The sequence below is a fragment of the Saccharopolyspora soli genome (assembly GCF_022678645.1).
Taxonomy (GTDB): domain Bacteria; phylum Actinomycetota; class Actinomycetes; order Mycobacteriales; family Pseudonocardiaceae; genus Saccharopolyspora; species Saccharopolyspora soli.
On record NZ_JALBWV010000081.1, the window covers coordinates 1 to 21,238 of the forward strand.

Here is a 21,238-nt window from a genome sequence, read left to right on the forward strand (position 1 = left end):
CCACCCTCACCCTCCCCACCAACGCCATCACCGAACTCGACACCATCGCCACCACCCACCCCTAACCACCCGGCCACGGTCGGCTCCATCTCGCCGAAGTGCTGGAAGTGGCGGCCAAGCTGGACCTCCCGCTCCAGCCGCTGATCGACATGGACGTCTTCAGCGCCGCGGTCAAGGGACTCGACGATCAGGCACGCGACGTCGTCGACCAAGCAGTCACCGCAACCAACCACTTTCCGGAATTCACCGCGACCAACGAGGCCGACACCGCGCCTGCCCCCAGATCCAGGAGTTGCTGGATGGACAAGGACATCACTCTGCACGTCGACGGCCAGCGCACGCCGATGACCGTCGACACCAGGACGACAATTTTGGACGCGCTGCGAGACAGGCTGTCGAACACGTCGCCGAAGAAGGGGTGCGACCACGGCCAATGCGGTGCCTGCACCGTGCTCGTCAACGGTCGGCGCGTGGTGAGCTGCCTAATGCTGGCGGTCGCGAACGATGGCGCGGAGATCGTGACCGCAGCTGGCCTGGCGCCGGGCGGGGACCTGCACCCCGTCCAGCAGGCGTTCATCGACCAGGACGCGTTCCAGTGCGGTTACTGCACACCGGGGCAGATCTGTTCCGCCGTCGGGGCGCTGCGTGAACTCGACGCCGGGCAGCCCAGCCACGTCACGGAGAACCTCAACACCAAGCCGAAACTGACCGACGAGGAAATCCGCGAGCGGATGAGCGGAAACCTGTGCCGGTGCGGCGCCTACACGCACATCGTCACCGCCGTGCGACAGGGAGCGCAGCAGTGAAACCCTTCGACTACCAGCCCGCCCAGGACATCCGGTCGGCCGTGGCGACGGTAGCGGCCCGGCCCGAAGCCCAGTTCCTCGCGGGCGGCACCAACCTCCTCGACCACATGAAGCTCGGCGTCGCGGAACCAGAACTCCTGGTGGATGTGACGGCGCTGAAACTGGACGGGATCGAGCAGACGCAGGACGGGACAGTGCGTATCGGCGCCGGGGTGCGCAACAGCGAGCTGGCCGCGCACCCGATGATCCGGAGCCGTTATCCAGGGCTCACCCGCGCGCTTCTCTCCGGGGCGTCCGGGCAGTTGCGCAACTTGGCGACCACCGGTGGCAATCTCCTGCAGCGCACGCGCTGTCCCTATTTCGAGGACGTGAGCAAGCCGTGCAACAAGCGCCGCCCGGGAAGCGGGTGCGCGGCCATCGGCGGCTACAACCGGTACCACGCGATCCTCGGCGCCAGCCCGGAGTGCATCGCGGTGCACCCCTCGGACATGGCCGTAGCGCTCGCCGCGTTCGACGCCGAGTTGGTCGTCCAGGGAGTCCGGGGTGAGCGCCGGATCGCCGTCAACGACCTGTATCGGCCGCCGAGCGAAGGTCCTGACCGCGACACCCAGCTGGCACACGGGGAGCTGATCACGGCGGTCGAGCTCCCGCCGCTGCCCCTCGCGGGTCACTCCACTTACCGCAAGGTCCGCGATCGCGCCTCCTACGCGTTCGCCCTGGTGTCCGTCGCGGCAGCGCTGCGGGTCGAGCGGGGCGAGATCGCGGAGGTGCGGATCGCACTCGGCGGCGTGGCGCCCAAGCCCTGGCGGGCCCGGAAAGCGGAGCAGGTCCTGATCGGCCAGCCCGCCCGCGACGAAAGTTACCACCGTGCGGCCGACGCCGAACTGGCCGACGCCCGCACCTCCGAGGGCAGCGAGTACAAGGTGCCCCTGGTGACGAACACCCTTGCCGCTGTGTTGCGCGAACTGGCACAAGGCCAGTCCTAGCGCGTGTCTTTGATCTTGTTTTTGAAGCGGCGAAGCCGCTCAGCCCACCCTCGCAACCCGCACCGCCACGCAAAACGAGTTCGAAGACAGGCTCTTAAGGAGTGCTCAGCATGAAACGTAGGACCTTCATCAAGGCCGCGGCCGTGACAGCGGTGCTGCCGGGCGTCGAGGGGCGGCTCCCCGCGACGGCTGCGCCCGCGAACCCGATCCCACCCGGCGTCGTCGGGCAGCCGCTGCCGCGGGTTGACGGTCCCGCGAAGGTCAGGGGCCTGGCCCGGTACGCCTACGAGCAGCCGGTCCACGAGCCCCTGTACCTCTATCCGGTCACCTCGACGACCACCCGCGGCAAGGTCACCGCTATCGACACGTCCAGGGCTCGCGCCGTGCATCGCAGTGTCCAGGTCATCACGCACGAGACGGCGGCGCGACTGCCCCAGGCGGCAGGGCCGGATCTGCTGATCCTGCAGGACCCCGCCATCGCGTACCACGGCCAGTTCCTCGCCGCTGTCGTCGCGGACACGCCCGAGATCGCCAAGCAGGCGGCCGACCTCGTCACCGTCACCTGCGAAACCGCCGACCACGACACCGAGTTGCGCCCGGATCACCCCGCGCGGTACAAACCCGGCCCACTCAACGGCGGGTATCCGCCCGACAGCGCTGAAGGCGACGTGGAGACCGCGCTGCGCACGGCGGCGGTCACGCTCGACCAGACCTACAGCGCGCCGGGCTACCACCACGTGCCGATGGAAGCCGCTACCACGACGGCGATCTGGACGACCGCCGGTGGGGTCGACCACCTGACGCTCTACGACTCGAACCAGGGCGCGGCGTTCCTGCGCAGCATGCTCGCGCCAGCGCTGGGACTCGCTCCGGACCAAGTGGACGTGATTTCGCCGTTCGTGGGTGGCGCGTTCGGCGCCAAGACCCTGCCACGGCCGCACCACATCCTCGCGAGCCTGGCCGCGAAAGCGGCCCCGGGACGGCCGGTGAAACTCGCCCTGGCACGCCGCCACACGTTCGCCGGGACCGGTTACCGGGCTCCGGCGTTCCAGCGGGTGCGCCTCGGAGCGAGGCACGACGGCGTGCTGACGGCCATCAGCCACGACGTCGTGCAGCAGACCTCGCGATACTCGGACTTCGGCGAGCAGACCGCGGTGCAGACCCGGATGCTCTACGCCGGGGCGAACCGGTCCACCACGCATCGCCTCGTCCCGCTGGACGTCTCCATGCCGAGCGTGATGCGCGCTCCGGGCGAAGGACCCGGTTCCTTCGCCTTCGAGTCCGCAATGGACGAACTCGCTGAGAAAATCGGCATCGACCCCATCGAGTTGCGCGTGCGCAACGAACCGAAGGTCGATCCCGAGAGTGGTCGCCCCTTCTCCAGCCGCCTCCTGGTTCCCGCCCTGCGGGAGGGAGCTCGCCGCTTCGGCTGGGCCTCGCGCAACCCCGAGCCGCGCGCCCGGCTGAAGGATGGCTGGTGGCACGGCACCGGCGTCGCGGCGGCCAGCTACCCGCGGCCACCGTTCCCCCAGTCCAGCGCTTCGGTCCGAGCGCTGGGGGAGGGGCGATACGAGGTGGGCGTCTCGGCCGCGGACATCGGCACCGGTGCCTGGACCATCCTCGCCCAGGTCGCCGCCGACGCGCTCCAGGTTCGCGTGGCCGACGTCAACCTGCAGATCGGCAGCTCGGCTCAGCCATTCGCGATGCCAGCGGCTGGCTCCGGCGGGACGATGTTCTGGAGCGACGCCATCATCGGCGCAGTGGAGGAATTCCGGAAACAACACGGCCGGACACCGCCGACCGGTGCCACGACCACAGCCACCCCCGCGAAGGACCCGGAGCAGGACCGCTATTCCATGCACGCGTTCGGCGCGCAGTTCGCCGAGGTTCGCATCAACGCGGACACCGGCGAAATCCGGGTGTCCCGCATGCTAGGTGTGTTCGACGTCGGGCGGATCATCAACCCGCGCACCGCGCGTTCCCAGCTCATCGGGGGCATGACCATGGGACTGTCCATGGCTCTGCACGAGGAGAGCGTGATGGACAACCGGTATGGGCATGTGATGACGCAGGACCTCGCCTCGTACCACTTCGCGGCGAACGCCGACGTGGAGCACATCGAAGCGGCCTGGCTCGGGGAGCCGGACACCCACCAGAACCGCCTCGGAGCCAAGGGACTCGGCGAGATCGGCCTCGTCGGCGCGGCCGCGGCGATCGCCAACGCAGCCTGGCACGCGACGGGCATCCGGGTGCGCGCATTGCCGCTCACGTTGGACAAATTCCTTCCGTAACGGCTTCACCGCCAGGGACCGTGGGGTAACCGAGCTCAAGGAAGGCAAGCCAGCTGGGGGCACCCCAGGCAGGTGTGCTACCGAGTAGTGGCGAGGGCGGTGACGTAGATCGCCGCGGGATTGCCCGGTGGCCAGGTCGGCAGGGGATCGATCGTGTCGATCTGAACGAATCCGCGTCGTTCCCAGAACGCTCGCGTGGCGAGGTAGGGCTCGTACCCGGCACTCGCGTCCAGCGTCTTGACCTCCACCACCTGAACTCCGCTCTCGGCCAGGTCGCGCAACACGCGGTCCACCAACTGCGTACCCACGCCACCACCACGCAGCGGCGCGGCGACGGCCATCCACAGAATCGCCGCGGCACGTGCCGACCGACGGTCCACAACCGCGAACCCGGCAAGGCCGCCATCGTTCACGGCAACCCACGCCGGGTGCACCTTCAGATCAGCGGCAACCTTCCCGGCGACATCGTCGGTGAAGAACTCCGGCAGTCCCCGCACGATCGCAACGCAACCACCAGCGTCGGCGGGCACGGCCCTGCGGACAGCAAGCACCTCACGATGATCGCAGCCGCTGACACGCATCACCAAGCTATTTGGCCCGCTGGCTGGTCGCGTGCAGTTCCGTATAGGGCCGTCAAGTCTATTGTCAATCGGTGTTTTCACCTTTGATTCAGGCTTTTCGCGGTGTACTCGTTCCCGATCTTCGGGCGAGTGGCTGGGGCTCACTGGTGGGCGCGGTGGCTGGCGATTTCCCAGGTGGTGGCTCGGATGTAGGCGATGGTTGTGCCTGCGTCTCCGCTGCTTTTGTCGGTGTGGCTCGGGTATTCGGGCAATTCGGGTGGGAAAAAAGTGATCTGGCGAGAAGTGGTCATCGGGTTCTCCGGGGAGGCTGCGGTCGGTCACCGTATGGATCCGGTCGTCCCACGAGACGAGGTGCCTGTGAGCGCGAACCGAACGGAGTCCGAGTGTCCGGGTTCAGGTAGTACCACTCCGGCAAGCGCCGATCCGCAGCGCCGCGCCGCCTGGGTCCCCGAACCCGCTGTACTGTCCGATGTGGAACTTCTGCTGGATGGCGCTTTCCCACCGCTGCGGGGATTCCTCGCCGCCGCCGAGGTCGAGTCGGTGCGCAGTCGGCAGCGGCTGCGCGGGGACGTGCCCTGGCCGGAGCCGATCACGCTGCCGGTGCCCGACGAGATCGCCGCGGCCGACGAGATCGAGCTGCGCGACGTCGAAGGCGCCCCGGTCGCGTTGATCCGCAACGAGACTCCCTGGCGCGACGAGACCGGCGCGCACGCCGCTGGCCCGGTCCAGGCGGCCGGGGAACCCACCGGCGCACTGCGTCGGATGCGCCCGCCCGCCGCGGACGTTCGCGCGAAACTGCCTGCTGGCCCGGTGCTCGGGGTGCTGCCGGAGGAACCGCTGCACCACCGCGAGCTCGCCCAGGTCCGCGAGCTGGCCGCCGAGCACCACGCGCATGTGCTGGTGCTGCCGCGGATGAGCGGTCCTCGCCCGGAACTGCTCGTGCAGGCTGTGCTGGCCGCCAAACCGGAACTGCCGGACAGCACGACGATCGTGCCGGTGCCACTGGTTCGCCGCGCCGACCCGAAGCGCGACGCGCTGCTGACCGCGCACGTCGCAGCCGCCTACGGCGCCACCCACCTGATCTCGGAGTGCCCGCTGGAGCAATCCCCGATCGAGGTGCTGGAGCCGCCGGAAGTGGTGCGCGACCAGTCCGACCGCTGGCGCCCGGCCGCGCAGGTCGCCCCGGCCGAGCGTCGCCCCGGCCTCAGCGCCGAGCGGCTGCGCGAACTGCTCGACGGCGGCGAGGACCTGCCCGGTTGGTTCACCTCCGCTGCGATCGCCGAGCAGCAGCGCAAACTGCACCCTCCGCTGGACAGGCGCGGGTTCACCGTGCTGTTCACCGGGTTGTCCGGGGCGGGCAAGTCCACATTGGCCCGCGCGCTGCGCGACGAGCTCGCCCAGCACGACCACCGGGCGGTGACGTTGCTGGACGGCGACGTGGTGCGCCGCACTCTGTGCGAAGGGCTGGGCTTCTCGGCCGAGGACCGCAGCCGCAACGTGCGTCGCATCGGCTTCGTGGCCGCGGAGGTCACCCGGCACGGCGGCACGGCGATCTGCGCACCCATCGCCCCCTACCGCGCCGACCGCGACGCGGTGCGCCGGACGGTGCAGGAGGTGGGCGGCTTCGTGCTGGTCTACGTAGCCACGCCGCTGACCGAGTGCGAGCGGCGCGACCGAAAGGGCCTGTACCGCAAGGCCCGCACCGGTTCGCTGCCGGAGTTCACCGGCATCTCCGCGCCGTACGAGGTCCCGGAAAACGCGGACCTGGTCCTGGACACCTCCAAGCTGTCCCAGGACGCGGCGGTCGGACGGGTCGTGACGTTGTTGCGGGAGCGGGGCTGGGTGCGTTCGTGGACTACGGAGTAGCGGCGACAGGGCTGTTCACCGGACTGCTGGTGGGCATGACCGGCATGGGTGGCGGGGCGCTGACGATGCCCCTGCTGACGCTGGTGTTCGGCGTGCCGCCGCTGGCGGCGGTGTCCTCGGACCTGGTGGCAGGGGCGGTGATGAAGCCGCTCGGCGCGGCGGTGCACCTGCGCCGGGGCACGGTGCGGCCGAGGTTGGTCGGCTGGTTGTGCCTGGGTTCGTTGCCGTGCGCGGCGGTCGGCTCGCTGTTGGCTGGGGCGCTGGGCCAGGGCGCGGAGTCGGTGCTCAAGGAGGTTGCTGGCGGAGCGGTGCTGCTGGCCGCGGGCACGCTGTTCCTGCGGATGGTGCTGGCCCGGCGCCGCGCCACTGTTCCGTTCACATCGGACGAAACTGTGGTGCGACCGCTGCCGACGGTGTTGCTGGGCGGGGTGGCCGGGCTGGTGGTGGGCACCACCTCGGTCGGCTCCGGCTCGATCATCATCGTGGTCCTGCTGCTGCTCAACCGCGGGCTGAGCTCGGCGCAGCTGGTCGGCACCGACCTCGTGCAGGCGGTGCCGCTGGTGCTGGTCTCCGCGATCGGGCACCTGTTCGCCGGGGATGTCCACTTCGGACTCGTTGGCTCATTGCTGATCGGTTCGCTGCCAGGGGTGCTGGTGGGCGCGCTGATCTCGGCGCGGGTGCCGGACCGCCCGGTTCGCGTGCTGGTGGGCGGAATGCTGGTGACCACCGGGCTGGTGATGGTCGGCGCGGACATCGTGCTCGGCGCGTCGGCCGGGCTGCTGGTCGTGCTGCTCGGCGCGGTGCTTCCGCTGCTGCGCAGCGCGAGGACATCGCGGCAGATGCCCGCCGCGGACGCACGAGTTGAGTAGTGACAGGAGGTGTTCGGTGAGCGTGGACGACCACGAGCTGGCCGCACGGCTGGCGCAGCGGGCCGCGGAGCGCCTGCTCGATCTGCGGGAGAACCAAGCGTCCACATTGGATCCCAAGGCTCTCGGTGCTGCGGGTGACGCGGCGGCGCACGAGCTGCTCGTCGAGGCGCTCGCGCAGGAGCGCCCGGAGGACCCGGTGCTGTCCGAGCACGGCGTGTCCGGCCCGGAGCGCAACCCCGGCGGGCGGGTCTGGATCGTCGATCCGCTGGACGGCACCCGGGAATTCTCCGAGGCCGGGCGCACCGACTGGGCGGTGCACGTTGCGCTGGCCGAGAAGCACGAGGTGATCTCCGCCGCGGTGGCGCTGCCTGCGCGGGGCATGGTGCTAGGCACCGGCGGGCCGCCCGCACAGCCCTCGCGCGGCATCGTGCGCCCGCGGATCGCGGTCAGCCGCAGCCGCGCGCCGGATTTCGTGCGGGACATCGCCGCGGCCATCGGCGCTGAGCTCGTCCAGATGGGCTCGGCCGGGGCGAAGATCACCGCGGTAGTGCTCGGTGAGGTGGACGCTTACCTGCACGGCGGCGGGCAGTACGAGTGGGACAGCGCCGCCCCGGTCGGAGTCGCGCGCGCCGCCGGGCTGCACACCAGCCGCCTGGACGGCTCCGACCTGGTCTACGACCGCGCCGACCCGTGGCTGCCGGACCTGCTGGTCTGCCGCCGCGAGCTGGCCGTGGAACTGCTCGACGCCCTGTCCCGCACCCGAGCAGAGGGGAGTCGCTGATGTCGGCTGAGCTGGCCCGGCTGGACGTGCTCGAATCAGAGGCGGTGCACCTGATCCGCGAGGTGGTCGCCGAGTTCGACCGCCCGGCGCTGCTGTTCTCCGGCGGCAAGGACTCCGCGGTCCTGCTCAAGCTGGCGGAGAAGGCCCTCGCCCCGGCGGCGATCCCGTTCCCGGTGCTGCACATCGACACCGGGCACAACTTCGAGGAGGTCCTGGACTTCCGCGACCGCCGTGCCGCCGAGCTCGGGGTCCGGCTGGTGGTCGCCTCGGTGCAGGACTCGATCGACGCCGGGCGGGTCACCGAGCCGGAGGGCAAGTGGACCAGCCGCAACCGCGCGCAGACCGTGACGCTGTTGGACGCCATCTCCGAGCACCGCTTCGACGCGCTGTTCGGCGGCGCCCGCCGAGACGAGGAACGCGCCCGCGCCAAGGAGCGAATGCTGTCCTTCCGGGACGCCTTCGGCCAGTGGGACCCGCGAAACCAGCGCCCGGAGCTGTGGAACCTCTACAACGGGATGATCCACCCCGGCGAGAACGTGCGCGCCTTCCCGCTGTCGAACTGGACCGAACGCGACGTGTGGACCTACATCGAGCGCGAGGGAGTGGAACTGCCGTCGCTGTACTTCGCGCACAACCGCAAGGTCTTCGAGCGCGACGGAATGCTGCTGGCCGACAACCCGTTCCTGCCGCGCGATCCGGAGGAGTCGCTCGTCGAGCGCTCCGTGCGGTTCCGCACCGTCGGCGACATGACCTGCACGGGCGCGGTGCCGTCCACGGCCGCCACGGTCCCCGAGGTGATCGCCGAGATCGCCGCGACCAAGGTTTCCGAGCGCGGCCAGACCCGCGCCGACGACCGCGCCAGTGCGGCGGCTATGGAGGACCGCAAGCGGGAGGGGTACTTCTGATGAGCACCGCGATCGCCGAGGAACCGGTCTTCGCCCCGGCCAACAGCCTGCTGCGGTTCGCCACCGCTGGCGCGGTCGACGACGGCAAGAGCACGCTGATCGGTCGGCTGCTGCACGACTCCAAGTCGCTGCTGGCTGACCAGCTCGAACAGCTCGAACTGGCCAGCGAGGAGCGCGGCGACGCGCAGCTGGACCTGGCGATGCTCACCGACGGACTGCGCGCCGAGCGCGAGCAGGGCATCACCATCGACGTGGCGCACCGCTACTTCGAGACCGCGCGGCGGGCGTTCATCATCGCCGACACCCCCGGCCACGCCCAGTACACCCGAAACATGGTCACCGGCGCCTCCACCGCCGACCTGGCGATCGTGCTGGTCGACGCCCGCAACGGCCTGACCGAGCAGAGCCGCAGGCACGCGGTGCTGGCCGGGTTGCTGCGGGTACCGCGGTTGGTGCTGACGGTCAACAAGATGGACCTGGTCGACTTCGACGAGACCGTGTTCCGCGGCATCACCGAGGAATTCACCGCCTTCACCGCCCAGCTGAACCCGCACGCCGTCACCGCCATCCCGATCTCGGCGCTGCGCGGCGACAATGTCGTGCACCGCTCGGAAGCGATGCCCTGGTACGACGGGAGGTCGCTGCTGGAGCACCTCGAAGAGGTCGAAGTCGCCGACGAACGCTCCACCGCCGACTTCCGGCTGCCGGTGCAGTACACCATCCGCGCCCCGGATCGCGATTACCGCGGCTACGCCGGACAGATCGCCGGTGGCGCGGTCGCTCCGGGCGAGGAGATCCTGCACCTGCCCTCCGGCCTGCGCAGCCGCGTGGTGGCGGTCGATACCGCCGACGGTGAGCTCGACCGCGGACGGGCACCGCAGTCGGTGACGGTGCGGCTGGCCGACGACATCGACGTCGGCCGCGGCGACATGCTCTGCGCGCCCGACAACGCCCCGACCGCCGCCGAGGAGATCACTGCGGCGGTGTGCTGGATGTCGGCGAAATCCGCGCTCAAGCCAGGAGCGAGGCTGCTGCTCAAGCACACCACCCGCACCGTCAAGGCGGTCGTTTCCGAGATCCGCGAACGGCTGGACGTCACCACGCTGGAACGCGGCCCGGCCGAGCAGTTCGAGCTCAACGACATCGGCGAGATCGGCCTGCGGCTGGCGCAGCCGGTCTTCTGCGACCCCTACACCGAAAACCGCTTCACCGGCGGAGCGGTGCTCATCGACGAGTCCACCCACGCGACCGTCGGCGCGGTCCTGATCAACGAGGCGCGCTGAAAGTCCCGAACCACGAGGAGGAGCAGGAACATGAAGATCATCGGGGCCGGGTTCGGCCGCACCGGTACCGCGTCGATGAAGGCGGCGTTGGAGCACCTCGGCTTCGGCCCGTGCTACCACATGCTCGAAGTCATCGCGAAGCCCGAGCGGGTGACGGACTGGGATCGGGCGCTGGACGGTGAGGTCGACGACTGGGAGAGCGTTCTCGGTGGCTTCGAGTCCACTGTGGATTGGCCGGGTTGTCCGTTCTACCGCGAGCTCATGGATTTCTACCCGGACGCCAAGGTGCTGCTCACCGTCCGCGATCCGGAGAAGTGGTACGACAGCGTCTACAACACGATCTACCAGTTCGCGCACCAGGCGCCGGGCGACGATGATTTCAGCACGAAGCTGCGCCCGACCATCATGCGGATGATCTGGAACGGCACCTTCGACGGCCGCTTCGAAGACCGCGCGCACGCGATCAAGGTCTTCGAGGAGCACAACTCCGCCGTGCAGGCGGCCGTCCCGGCCGATCGGTTGCTGACCTACCAGATCGGCGAAGGCTGGCAGCGGCTGTGCGACTTCCTCGGCGTTCCCGTGCCCGACGAGGACTTCCCGCACGTCAACGACTCCGCCTCCATCCGGGACCTCGTCGAGAAGACCAGCCGGGAGGGCAAGGTCCCTTCGGCGTTCGAGTCGTGAGCAAACCACCGGTACCGAAACATTCCCCGAGGAGCAAGGCCCATGCCCGCTGACAAACCGACCTTAGGTCGCAGATCCGTGCTGCGGATGCTCGCCGCGGCCCCCGTCATCCCTGCGGCGCTCGTCGGCGCGGGCACCGCCGCCCAGGCCGCGAGCCGTTCCGGCGGCACCCTGGTCGGCCAGGACCTGGTCAGCCGCCCCGACCTGCACCCGCCACTGGTGGAGATCATCACCCCGGCCGCGGGCACCGAACCCGGCTACGTGCTGCTCACCCCGGTCGGGGCCAACACGCTCGACCCCGAAGCCGCCGCCCCGCCCGCTGGCGTGCAGCCGGGTGCGCTGATCATGGACGACACCGGGCAGCCGGTCTGGTTCGGCCCGGCTGCCCAGGGCGTGATCTTCAACCTCCAGGTGCAGCAGTACCAGGGCAAGCCGGTGCTCACGCACTGGGAAGGCAGCGTCGCGGTCCCGCCCGGCTTCGGCAACGGCCAGTACGCGATCCTGGACGAGACCTACACCCGCATCGCCACCGTCCAGGCCGCAGGCGGCCTGCAGGGCGACCTGCACGAGTTCGTGATCACCCCGCGCGGCACCGCGTTGATCGTGATCTACCACGAGGTTCGGGCGGACACCACGCCGGTCGGCGGGCAACCGAACTCCAAGGTCCTCGAAGGCGTGGTGCAGGAGATCGACATCGCCTCCGGGGAGCTGCTGTTCGAGTGGCGCAGCCTGCCGGATGTCGCCCTGGACGAATCCTTCTACCCGGTGCCGAAGGACACCGAGACCTGGTTCGACTACATCCACCTCAACGCCGTCTGCGAGGACGGCGATGCGCTGCTGGTCTCGGCCCGCTGCACGCACACCGTCTACCGCATCGACCGGCGCACCGGGGAGATCACTTGGCGGCTCGGCGGCCGTCGGAGCGACTTCGAGCTCGGCCCGGATGCCGCATTCGCCTGGCAGCACGACGTGCGGCGCCAGGTGGACGGCACCATCAGCATCTTCGACAATGCCGACCCCGCGCCGCCGGGACGCGGCAAGTCCCGCGCGCTCGCGCTCGACGTCGACGAGACCGCCAAGACCACCACGGTCGTGCGCAGCAACGAGAGCCCGGAAGGACTGCTGGCGCCGAATCAGGGCAACAACCAGGTGCTGCCCAACGGGCACCTGTTCGTCGGCTGGGGCGGGGCGCCGTACTTCACCGAGTTCGGCGGTAGTGACGAGGTGACCTTCCACGGCCGGTTCACCGAGTCGATCACCTCGTACCGCAGCCACCGCTCGCCTTGGGTCGGCCGCCCGCTGGATGCCCCAGCCGTGGCTGGCAAGCCCGGCAACGGAGCGACCAGCGTCTACGCCTGTTGGAACGGGGCCACCGAGGTCGCCGCCTGGCGAGTACTGGCCGGGCCGGACGAGCAGCACGTCGCGCCGGTCCTCGACGCCCCGCGCAGCGGGTTCGAAACGCGCATGGAAGTCGGCGGCGCGCAGGCATACGTGGCCGTGCAAGCCCTCGACGCCAACGGCGTCGTACTCGGCACCTCACCGACGGTCCCAGTGGCGTGACCGCTGATGGGCTCCGGTTTCCCGTAGCGGTCCAACGCGTTCGCCATGTGCGGTAGCGGCAAGTCGACGCTGCTGGCCGATTCTCGTTACTGCGTCACGGAAACCCGCCGTCTGGGACCGTCATTGCTGAGTCAGACGAGCGGCGGGAAGTATCCCTTCTCACAAACAATGGCGGTGGCCACGTCCTTCGGCCTTCGATGCCCGGAGGACGTGTAGCGCCAAAGACGGTGGGTGAGGGTCGGATGACGACGTTCGTACTCGTGCACGGGGCCTGGGGAGGCTCGTACAGCTTCCGGAAGGTCCGCCCGTCGCTGCACGGCGCTGGTCACGAGGTGTTCACCCCGAGCCTCACCGGCCTCGGCGAACGTGCTCACCTCACCGGCCCGCAGGTCGACCTCAGCACGCACGTCCGGGACGTCGTCAACGTGGTCCGCTACGAGGACCTCCGCGACATCGTGCTGCTCGGGTTCTCCTACGGCGGCATGGTCGTGACCGGCGCCCTGGCGCACATCGGCGACCGAGTTCGCGAACTGGTCTACCTCGACGCGTTCGTTCCTGACGACGGTGAAAGCCTCTCCTCGATAACCGGCCGGTACGCCGTGCCGGACGAGTTCGGAACCTCCTGGCAGGTCCCGCCGCTGCGGCGGGAGTACGACGTCGCAGACTTCCTCGTCGAGCGCGATAACCCCCAACCCCGGGCGAGCTTGACCGAACCGGTCAAGCTCGGCACTCCGCTCGAAGAGCAGCCCTTCGGGCTCACCTACATCCGAGCCACCGATGGGTCGGACGCCCCGGCGTTCGTCGCAGCGGCCGCGCGGGCGCGAGCATCGTCGGCGTGGCGCTACCACGAGATCGACACCAACCACTTCGTCGCGGAGAACCGCCCTCAGGAACTCACCGAAGTGCTGCTGACCTTGGGATGACGCCCGGTGCGCTCTTGGCGGTACGCCTGGCAGCGGTTCGTGCCGCAGCGTTCGTCCTTCCTGGTCTCGTCGGCGGATCAGATCGCGACCTCAGAACGTCGTTCGTCGCGGGGAGCCGTGGAAAACTGGTGCGCATGCCCAGGGTCGCGACGGGAGAGTCGGTGCTCGCGCGCGCCGTGCGGATCTTCGAAGCGTTCACCTCGGTTCGCAGGGCGCTGACGCTCTCGGAGCTGGCACGTCTGACCGGCTTGCCGATCGCCACGACTTCACGGCTTGTCGCGGAGCTCGCCCGGCACGGTCTGCTCACGCGGGACGAGGAAGGGCGGATCCGTGTCGGGGTGCGGATGTGGGAGCTCGCGCAGCGGGCGTCACCGACGTTGTCGTTGCGCGAGGCGGCGATGCCGTTCCTGGAGGACGTGCACACCGTGGTCGGCCAGCACGTCCAGTTCAGCGTGCTGGACGGTGACGAGGTGTTGTTCCTCGAACGGTTATCCGCACCGGGTGCCGTCATCAACTACACCCAGATCGCCGGGCGGCTGCCGCTGCATGCGTCCTCCTCCGGTCTTGTGCTGCTGGCGCACGCGCAGGCGGAACTGCAGGAGCGCGTGCTCGCGGGGCCTCTCCAACAGCTGACGCCGCACACCGTCACCGACCCCGGCCAGCTTCGGGGTGTGCTGGCGGAGGTGCGGAGGCAGGGGCACGTGGTCACCGACGGGTACATCCACGTCGAGGCCACCGGAGTGGCCGTCCCCGTGCGTGGGCGTTCCGGCGAGGTGGTCGCGGCGCTGTCGGTCATCGTGCCCAACGACGGCGCCGCGTTCACCTGGGTCCCGGTCCTGTGCACGGCTGCCAACGGCATCAGCCGGACCTTGTCCCGAGAGGCCATCCAATGATTGAGAATGGCCTTCAGCTGGTGGAGTGCTGATCCGCATGCTTCCGGTTACCCCAACGCCGGAGGTACTTCGTGAACACAGCTGTTCCCGCCGACAACACCATCCCTGTTCCGGGTGTGACGGGCACTGTCCGCGTGGCCGCCATCGAGTCGCAGGCGGACGGTGTGGTCACCGTTGTTCTCGAACGTCCCGACGGGCGACGTCTGCCCGACTGGGCGCCGGGCGCCCACATCGACCTGGTGATGCCGAACGGCCTGACCCGTCAGTACTCGTTGTGCGGCGACCGGTGGGATGCGCATTCCTATCGGGTCGGCGTGCTGCGTGAACCGGACAGCCGCGGCGGCTCGGCCTACGTGCACGAGCGGCTGCGCGAAGGCGATCTCCTCGGCCTCGGCGGCCCGCGGAACAACTTCCCGCTGGTGCCCGCCGACCGTTACCTGTTCGTCGCGGGCGGCATCGGGATCACCCCGCTGCTGCCGATGATCCACCAGGCCCAACTGCTCGGTGCGGAATGGGAGCTGCTCTACGGCGGCCGCGCGCGACGCTCGATGACCTTCGTCGACGAATTGGCGCAGTACGGTGACCGGGTTCGGATCGTCCCCCAGGATGAACACGGGCTGCTTGACCTCGCGGCCTTCCTGGGCGACCCGCGCGCGGACACCCGAGTCTACGCCTGCGGGCCCGCCCCGCTGCTGGCCGCCCTGGCCTCGGCCACTGCGGACTGGCCCCGCCACACCGTGCGAACGGAGCGATTCGTGTCCCGCGACCTCGACGCGCCGTTGCGCAGCAGCGCGTTCGAGGTGGAGCTGGCGCGCACCGGGACCATCGTCACCGTGCGGCCCGAGCAAACCGTCCTTGAGGCCGCGCAGATGGCCGGGGTGGAGGTCCTCTCCTCGTGTCGCCAGGGCACCTGCGGCACGTGCGACACGACGGTGCTCGCCGGTCGCCCCGACCATCGCGACTCGATCCTCGACGACGCCGAGCGGTTGGCGGGCGACTGCATGTTCCCCTGCGTGTCCCGCTCGTGCGACGACCGCCTCGTCCTCGACCTCTAGCGCCCACTCACCGTCCGGACACAGTGGACTGTTCTGAAACCCGCACCCGGCAACCACTCCTGGAGCCTTGCCATGACCAGCAAACCACCGGTGAGCGATGTCGACGCGTTCTCCGACGTGATCCTGGCCGACCCGATCCCGATGCACCACGCGCTGCGCGAGGCTGGCCCGGTCGTCCACCTGACCCGGCACGACGTGTTCGCGTTCGCCCGGCACGAACAGGTCCACGCCGCGCTCGTCGACTGGCAGTCGTTCCAGTCGGCCGCAGGGGTCGGCATGGCGAACTTCCGCACCGAGAAGCCGTGGCGTCCGCCGAGCCTGCTGCTGGAGGCCGACCCGCCGCGCCACGACGCGCCCCGGCGCGTCCTGCAGAAGATCCTCTCGCCCCGCGCGCTGCGGAAACTGCGCGAAGGCTGGCTCGCTGACGCTGTCGCGCTGGTCGACCAGGTGCTCGCGGACGGCGGGTCCGAAGTGGAGCTGGACGCCGTTTCGGCGCTCGCCGAGGCGTTTCCGTTGCGCGTCTTCCCCGACGCGGTCGGCCTTCCGGAAGAAGGGCGTGAGCACTTGCTGCCCTACGGTGACCACCTGTTCAACACCTTCGGCCCGCAAAACGACCTCGTCGCGAAGGGACAGCCCCGGGCCGCGGAACTGTCCGCGTGGACCGATGCGCAGTGCGCCCGTGAAGTGCTCGCCGCGGAGGGCTTCGGCGCCGACATCTGGGCAGCCGCCGACCGCGGCGACATCACCCCCGAACAAGCGCCCCTGATCGTGCGCTCCCTGCTCTCCGCCGGTGTCGACACCACCGTCCACGGCCTCTCCGCGGTGCTGCACGCCTTCGCCACCCACCCCGACCAATGGGAACGGTTACGCGGCGACAACGCCCTCGCCCGCGTCGCGTTCGACGAGGCCGTGCGGTGGGAATCCCCGGTGCAAACCTTCTTCCGCACCACCACCCGGGACATCGAGATCGCCGGGCACGTGATCCCCGACGGGCACAAGATCCTGATGTTCCTCGGTGCCGCCAACCGCGACCCTCGGCGCTGGGGTGCCGATGCCGACCGCTTCGACCTCGCCCGCGACCCGTCCGGGCACGTCGGCTTCGGCATGGGCTTGCACCAGTGCGTCGGCCAGCACGTCGCACGCCTGGAAGCCGAGGCGCTGCTGACCGCGCTCACCCGTCGTGTCGAGCGGCTCGAACCGGCTGGCCCGGCCCGGCGGCACCTGAACAACACGCTGCGCGCCTGGGAATCGCTCCCGCTGCGGCTACATCTCAGCTGAGCTGGATGGGCGCCTGAGTCAGCGGCCCACCGCAGCTCACGGCGAACATTCGGTGCCTATGGCACAGTCTTCGCCGTGGCGTTGGATGATCTGCCGGACTGGTTGCCGGTTTGGTGTCTCGACCATCTCGGTGGTGAACCGGTCGACGTGCTGTTCCAGCTGCAACAGCTGTCGATGGTGTTCGGTCTTCGGCTGGCGGATGGTACGGACGTCGTGGTCAAGGCGCGTGCCGATGACGGTCGGGCCGTGTCGTGTGTCGCGGCGCAGGACCGGTTGGCTGAGCGAGGGTTTCCGTGTGCCCGGCCGCTCACGCCGGTGCTCGGTGTCGGTGCGCTGGCCGTGCACGCGGAGAAGTTCCGGCCAGGCGGCGAGATGTTGCTCGGGGACTCGCCGGACGTGGCCGTGCGCTACGCGGAGGTGTTCGCCCGGCTGATGGCCGAGCTGGCCGATGTGACCGTCTCGCCGCCGCTGCCGAATCCACGCTGGGTACGTTGGGACCACGCGGATCCCCGACTCTGGCCGGCGATCGAGTTCCTCGATGAGAGGGACCAGAGCGCCGTGCCCGACTATGTCGTTGACACGGCCGACCGCGCCCGCACGCGGATGCTGGCTGCCGACTTGCCGTGCGTGCTGGGCCACGCCGACTTCGAAGCGCAGAACCTCCGCTGGCACGATGGACAGGTATGGGCGGTGCACGACTGGGACAGCCTGGCGTGGCAACCGGAGGCGGCGCTGGTGGGAGCGGCGAGTGCAGTGTTCCCCAAGACCGGACCGGCCACCCTGCCGCCAATCGAAAGTTCCGAGGCGTTCCTGGTGGCTTATCAGGACGTGCGGGGGCGCTCGTTCACGGCCGTGGAGCAGCAGATCGCGTGGGCGTCCAGCTTGTGGCCAGCAGCGCACGACGTCCGATGGGAAGCACTGCACGGCCACACCCCGGCGTCCGACAACGCGCTCCGGACACAAGCAGCCGAACGCCTCCGCCGAGCGAATGCCTAGCACCAGCCACCAATGTCCCGCGGATCGCCGTCGGTCAGCGCCCGCACGCAGGTCCAGCCACCCGCGAAGCACGTACAACGTCCACATAGGACGAATAGTGAGCATCGACCAGCGTGGTGCTGTGGAAACCAGCCAAAATTCCCAGTAGGGCTGCGAGCGCAGGTGTCGATTCTCCGACGACGGAGTGAGCTGGCACGAGCAGCCAAAGGTTGTCCGTAATCGCGGATCTGGGCGGTAGTGGGTCACGTGCACGCGCGGGCGATGCCGACACTTTCGTGCTGCATGCGGTTCCACGGGGACTTACGCTGCGTGGTGATGCCGACGAATCCGGGGCGTTGGAATGGAGATCTGGGGGTTCACGACCTTTGCTTGGGCATCGATCTCCGTGTCGGTTCCTAGCCCGATCGGCGGAGGAGGACCAAGTGTTTGATTCAACTCAGCCGTTGAGCTCCGAGGAGCTCGATGACCAGCGGGTGGAGTTGCTGCCCGCGCGCACTCTTCTGACATCTTGGCTGCTCACCGGACCCATCTGGGGTGACTTGGAAATCAACGGTGGTGACGGCGGCGACGGTGGTGCCACCGGTGGCGGCACCGGTGGTGGCGACGGTGGTGACGGCGGTGACGGCGGCTCAAGTGCCCCGGCTGGTAGCGGTGGCCACGGCGGTAGTGGCATCGGGGGCAGCGGCTTTGGAGCTGGCGGCCTCGGTGGCCACGGCGGCGCCAACGTCGGGTGAGTCGCGTTGACCCGAGCGCCCGGCCAGTCGTATCTGCGCGGGCCCGCCAACCCATGTCCCGCAATCGCGGGTTTGGGTGGGTGAATCACGTGCTGGTGCAGGTGATCGGGATTGAGCAGGCGGCGTTGACACCGTTCACGGTTTGTCGGTGCGGGGAGCTCGCTACCACTGGTCCTTGCACCTGTCGGGTGTGTTGACGGCCGCCGCGTCAGATGCGCAGCGCTACTGGTCGGAAGCCCAGCAGGTGAAAGATTATGTCAACGGGCCCGAATCGAACGATCGCAGGGAGTCCTGACGAACTCGGGTAGCGAGCTGCGGCAGCTCATTCGTCGAGGTCGGAACTGTCCACATCGTACTGTACTCCCCGGAGCTGGTTCGTTCGGACCACCATTCGAGGTTCCGTTCGCCCACCAAACTCGCCAGCGCGCCGGTATGCGGTGTTTCCCGGGCGATCGATGCGGGTAAGTCCGGTGGCGTATCCGCCGAGCAATTCGCGCGGCTGGCAGCGGACCTGGTGCGGATGGCAGGATTTGTGAGTCGACACAACGCAATTGGGATGATCCGTGATGGATCCGCAGGAGGAGAAGGCGGCACGTGCCGAAGCGGAGGTCCGGACGGAAGTTCCGCCAGTGCAGACCGACTCGGCTCGGCAACCAGCTGAGGATGTCGATGAGACCGACGACGTGATCGCCCTCGGCTACAACTGAAGGCGAGTTACGCGGTTGGCTCGTGTGAAACCAGCAGTCCATCGGAACTGGTGCGGACAATGTGGTGCTCAGGGCCGTTCTGATTTCGAGATTCCCCGTCTTCAATGTTCGGTAGTTGATCATGTCGTCTGTTCGGAGTCTGGGATCCCGCACAGCAAGACCGCTACGTCGTGAAGAAATCGATGAGGGCGCGGGCGATCTGGCCGGGGGCGTTCTCCGTGGGGATGTGGTCCGCTTCTGGGATACGCATGAGCGTGGTTTGCGGGATCTCCAAGGCGAACTTCTCGGCGTACTCCACCTTCTCGAAGCCGTCGTCCTCGCCCCAGATCAGCAACTTGGGCGTCGTGGACCGCTGCAGCGCGGGAACGAGATCAAGGGTGTAGCGGCTTTCGGCCGCGCCCGCCATGGCCAGCCAGGAGCGGCGGACCCGCGGAACGGTCCACGGATCCAGGTAGTCAGCGACCAGCTGCTCGGTGGCGGCACCAGCCAGCGCCGCTGTCACGGCCTGGCGGCGGGCGCCGAGAAGTTCAGCGGCGGGGGGCGCCGCGGCGACCACGGGGTCCCGGAACCGGGCCACGTGGGGTGCTGGCCAGGAGTCGTAGGTGACTGAGTTGACCAAGGCCAGCCGGGACACCTCCAGCCGATGGTGGGCGAGGAGGTGCTGGGCGACGGCGCCGCCGATGTCATGACCTGCCACGGCGATCGGCCCGGAGACCTTCAGCGCGGACGCGAATCGCGCCACCCAATCCGCGAGGGCCGGGACCGTGGCCGTTTCCAGGGTGAGCTCGCCGCCCGAGCGCCCAAGTCCGGGGAGATCGACCGCAAGGGGCCGCAGCCCCGCCTCCGCGAGGCGACCCAGCACCGGAAGCCACACCCGGCTCCAATACGTTCCGTGCAGCAGCAACACGGCCGGGCCGTCCTGCTCTGCGGTCAGGTAGCTGGCCGTTTCGCCGTCGACCTGGACTGCGGTCCTCAACACGCCCGTTTCAGCGGTTTCACTCATGGCACCACTGTCACCGGGGCCTACCTCCCGGCCGAGAGTCCAAAAAGACATCCATGGGTATATTCCTGCCATGAACCGTCATCGGGTGGTGGCCCTGCTCAACCCGCCCCAGTCACCCTTCGAACTCGCCTGTGCCGCCGAGGTCTTCGGCATCGTCCGGCAGGACGTGCCAGCCCACTACGACTTCCGGATCTGCGCCGAGCGCCCCGGCCCCCTGCAGACCACGGTCGGCTACGCGATGCTCGTCGACACGGGGCTGGCGGCCCTCCAGGAGGCAGACACCGTGGTCATCCCCGGCTGGCAGCCGCCCGGCACACCGGCGCCGCCGACCGTCACCGAGGCGCTGCGGGCTGCCCACCAGCGCGGGGCGAGGATCATCGCCATCTGCACGGGGGCGTTCGTCCTCGCTCAGGCCGGACTGCTCGACGGCCGCCGCGCCACCACGCACTGGCGCCAAACCGCCCAACTCGCCGCTGCCTTCCCCGAGGTGCAGGTAGACCCGGACGTGCTCTACGTGGACCACGGCGACGTGGCGACCAGCGCCGGGTCCGGTGCGGGCATCGACCTGTGCCTGCACCTCGTACGTTCCGACCACGGCGCGGCATACGCCGCCCAGATCGCCCGGAACATGGTGCTGCCGCCACATCGGGAGGGCAGCCAACTCCAGTACGTCACACAGCCCGCCCCGGCCAGGGCGGACGAGTCATTGGCGCCACTGCTGGAGTGGGCCACCGCCCAGCTCGACACCCTGACCGTCGGCCAGCTCGCCGAACGCGCCGGGCTGTCGAGCCGAACTCTCGCCCGGCGGTTCACCGAACAGCTCGGCACCAGCCCGGGACAGTGGCTGCTCGGCCAGCGCCTCGACGCGACACGGGTGCTGCTGGAACAGACCAACCTTCCGGTGGAAGCCATCGCCAACCGGGTCGGACTCGCCTCGGCGGTCAACCTGCGCCGCCGCTTCCGGGCGCACCTCGGCACCACACCCGGCGCCTACCGACGGACCTTCGGCGAAACCCGGTAGGCAATGCTCGGGCAGG

22 protein-coding genes are annotated in these 21,238 nt (G+C 69.2%); 18 read left to right on the forward strand and 4 right to left on the reverse strand.

Annotation, left to right across the window (positions count from 1 at the left end; all coding sequences use genetic code 11):
* Positions 1–212: hypothetical protein (locus tag MOQ72_RS38260; protein WP_242190824.1), on the reverse strand; the 212-nt coding region annotated here is incomplete at its 3' end.
* A gap of 87 nt (positions 213–299) precedes the next feature.
* On the opposite strand from MOQ72_RS38260, the gene MOQ72_RS38265 reads away from it, so the two are divergent.
* From MOQ72_RS38265 to MOQ72_RS38275, 3 genes are all read left to right on the forward strand, one after another.
* On the forward strand, positions 300–806 hold the full coding sequence (locus MOQ72_RS38265; protein WP_242190825.1) for a (2Fe-2S)-binding protein: 507 nt from the start codon (positions 300–302) through the stop codon (positions 804–806).
* Positions 803–1,792 (forward strand): FAD binding domain-containing protein, encoded by a 990-nt coding sequence (locus tag MOQ72_RS38270; protein WP_242190826.1) that lies wholly within the window; start codon positions 803–805, stop codon positions 1,790–1,792. Before MOQ72_RS38265 ends, MOQ72_RS38270 begins: the two co-directional genes overlap by 4 nt.
* Before the next feature lie 110 nt (positions 1,793–1,902).
* The gene (locus MOQ72_RS38275; RefSeq protein ID WP_242190827.1) at positions 1,903–4,083 is read left to right on the forward strand and encodes a xanthine dehydrogenase family protein molybdopterin-binding subunit; all 2,181 of its coding nucleotides are present in this window, start codon (positions 1,903–1,905) and stop codon (positions 4,081–4,083) included.
* A gap of 77 nt (positions 4,084–4,160) precedes the next feature.
* On the opposite strand, the gene MOQ72_RS38280 is transcribed toward MOQ72_RS38275, so the two are convergent.
* Both MOQ72_RS38280 and MOQ72_RS38285 read right to left on the reverse strand, forming a co-directional pair.
* Positions 4,161–4,634, reverse strand: a complete 474-nt coding sequence (locus tag MOQ72_RS38280; RefSeq protein WP_242190828.1) for a GNAT family N-acetyltransferase — start codon at positions 4,632–4,634, stop codon at positions 4,161–4,163.
* Positions 4,635–4,804: 170 nt separating this feature from the next.
* Complete coding sequence (locus MOQ72_RS38285; RefSeq protein ID WP_242190829.1) at positions 4,805–4,954, reverse strand: hypothetical protein; 150 nt, start codon at positions 4,952–4,954, stop codon at positions 4,805–4,807.
* 181 nt (positions 4,955–5,135) lie between these two features.
* On the opposite strand from MOQ72_RS38285, the gene cysC reads away from it, so the two are divergent.
* The 14 genes from cysC to MOQ72_RS38355 all read left to right on the forward strand — a co-directional run bounded on the left by cysC (position 5,136) and on the right by MOQ72_RS38355 (position 19,198).
* Positions 5,136–6,530, forward strand: a complete 1,395-nt coding sequence (gene cysC, locus MOQ72_RS38290) for an adenylyl-sulfate kinase (protein ID WP_242190830.1) — start codon at positions 5,136–5,138, stop codon at positions 6,528–6,530.
* Complete coding sequence (locus tag MOQ72_RS38295) at positions 6,515–7,399, forward strand: sulfite exporter TauE/SafE family protein (RefSeq protein ID WP_242190831.1); 885 nt, start codon at positions 6,515–6,517, stop codon at positions 7,397–7,399. Before cysC ends, MOQ72_RS38295 begins: the two co-directional genes overlap by 16 nt.
* A 16-nt stretch (positions 7,400–7,415) precedes the next feature.
* Positions 7,416–8,180: a 3'(2'),5'-bisphosphate nucleotidase CysQ gene (locus MOQ72_RS38300; protein WP_242190832.1), complete on the forward strand. Its 765-nt coding sequence runs from the start codon at positions 7,416–7,418 to the stop codon at positions 8,178–8,180.
* On the forward strand, positions 8,180–9,085 hold the full coding sequence (gene cysD / locus MOQ72_RS38305; RefSeq protein WP_242190833.1) for a sulfate adenylyltransferase subunit CysD: 906 nt from the start codon (positions 8,180–8,182) through the stop codon (positions 9,083–9,085). The genes MOQ72_RS38300 and cysD overlap by 1 nt, the downstream gene beginning before the upstream one ends.
* Positions 9,085–10,368 carry a sulfate adenylyltransferase subunit 1 gene (locus MOQ72_RS38310; RefSeq protein ID WP_242190834.1) on the forward strand — a complete coding sequence of 428 codons (1,284 nt, stop codon included), beginning with the start codon at positions 9,085–9,087 and terminating at the stop codon, positions 10,366–10,368. The genes cysD and MOQ72_RS38310 overlap by 1 nt, the downstream gene beginning before the upstream one ends.
* Before the next feature lie 30 nt (positions 10,369–10,398).
* Complete coding sequence (locus MOQ72_RS38315; protein ID WP_242190835.1) at positions 10,399–11,052, forward strand: sulfotransferase family protein; 654 nt, start codon at positions 10,399–10,401, stop codon at positions 11,050–11,052.
* Between the two features lie 42 nt (positions 11,053–11,094).
* Positions 11,095–12,612: an arylsulfotransferase family protein gene (locus MOQ72_RS38320; protein ID WP_242190836.1), complete on the forward strand. Its 1,518-nt coding sequence runs from the start codon at positions 11,095–11,097 to the stop codon at positions 12,610–12,612.
* Between the two features lie 242 nt (positions 12,613–12,854).
* Positions 12,855–13,535, forward strand: coding sequence for an alpha/beta fold hydrolase (locus tag MOQ72_RS38325; RefSeq protein WP_242190837.1), 681 nt, complete (start codon positions 12,855–12,857; stop codon positions 13,533–13,535).
* A gap of 134 nt (positions 13,536–13,669) precedes the next feature.
* A complete protein-coding gene (locus MOQ72_RS38330; protein WP_242190838.1) occupies positions 13,670–14,428 on the forward strand; it encodes an IclR family transcriptional regulator in 759 nt (252 codons plus the stop codon).
* 71 nt (positions 14,429–14,499) lie between these two features.
* A complete protein-coding gene (locus MOQ72_RS38335; protein WP_372495631.1) occupies positions 14,500–15,483 on the forward strand; it encodes a PDR/VanB family oxidoreductase in 984 nt (327 codons plus the stop codon).
* A 72-nt stretch (positions 15,484–15,555) separates the two neighbouring features.
* Positions 15,556–16,761 (forward strand): cytochrome P450, encoded by a 1,206-nt coding sequence (locus MOQ72_RS38340; RefSeq protein ID WP_242190839.1) that lies wholly within the window; start codon positions 15,556–15,558, stop codon positions 16,759–16,761.
* Between the two features lie 75 nt (positions 16,762–16,836).
* Positions 16,837–17,757: an aminoglycoside phosphotransferase/kinase family protein gene (locus MOQ72_RS38345; protein WP_242190840.1), complete on the forward strand. Its 921-nt coding sequence runs from the start codon at positions 16,837–16,839 to the stop codon at positions 17,755–17,757.
* Positions 17,758–18,179: 422 nt separating this feature from the next.
* Positions 18,180–18,491 (forward strand): hypothetical protein, encoded by a 312-nt coding sequence (locus MOQ72_RS38350; RefSeq protein WP_242190841.1) that lies wholly within the window; start codon positions 18,180–18,182, stop codon positions 18,489–18,491.
* A gap of 566 nt (positions 18,492–19,057) precedes the next feature.
* Positions 19,058–19,198, forward strand: coding sequence for a hypothetical protein (locus MOQ72_RS38355; protein WP_242190842.1), 141 nt, complete (start codon positions 19,058–19,060; stop codon positions 19,196–19,198).
* Between the two features lie 163 nt (positions 19,199–19,361).
* On the opposite strand, the gene MOQ72_RS38360 is transcribed toward MOQ72_RS38355, so the two are convergent.
* Positions 19,362–20,201 (reverse strand): alpha/beta fold hydrolase, encoded by an 840-nt coding sequence (locus MOQ72_RS38360; protein WP_242190843.1) that lies wholly within the window; start codon positions 20,199–20,201, stop codon positions 19,362–19,364.
* 70 nt (positions 20,202–20,271) lie between these two features.
* Between MOQ72_RS38360 and MOQ72_RS38365 the strand changes: the two genes are divergently transcribed.
* Entirely contained in the window at positions 20,272–21,222 is a 951-nt protein-coding gene (locus tag MOQ72_RS38365) for a helix-turn-helix domain-containing protein (RefSeq protein WP_242190844.1), read from the forward strand.
* Positions 21,223–21,238 lie beyond the last annotated feature (16 nt).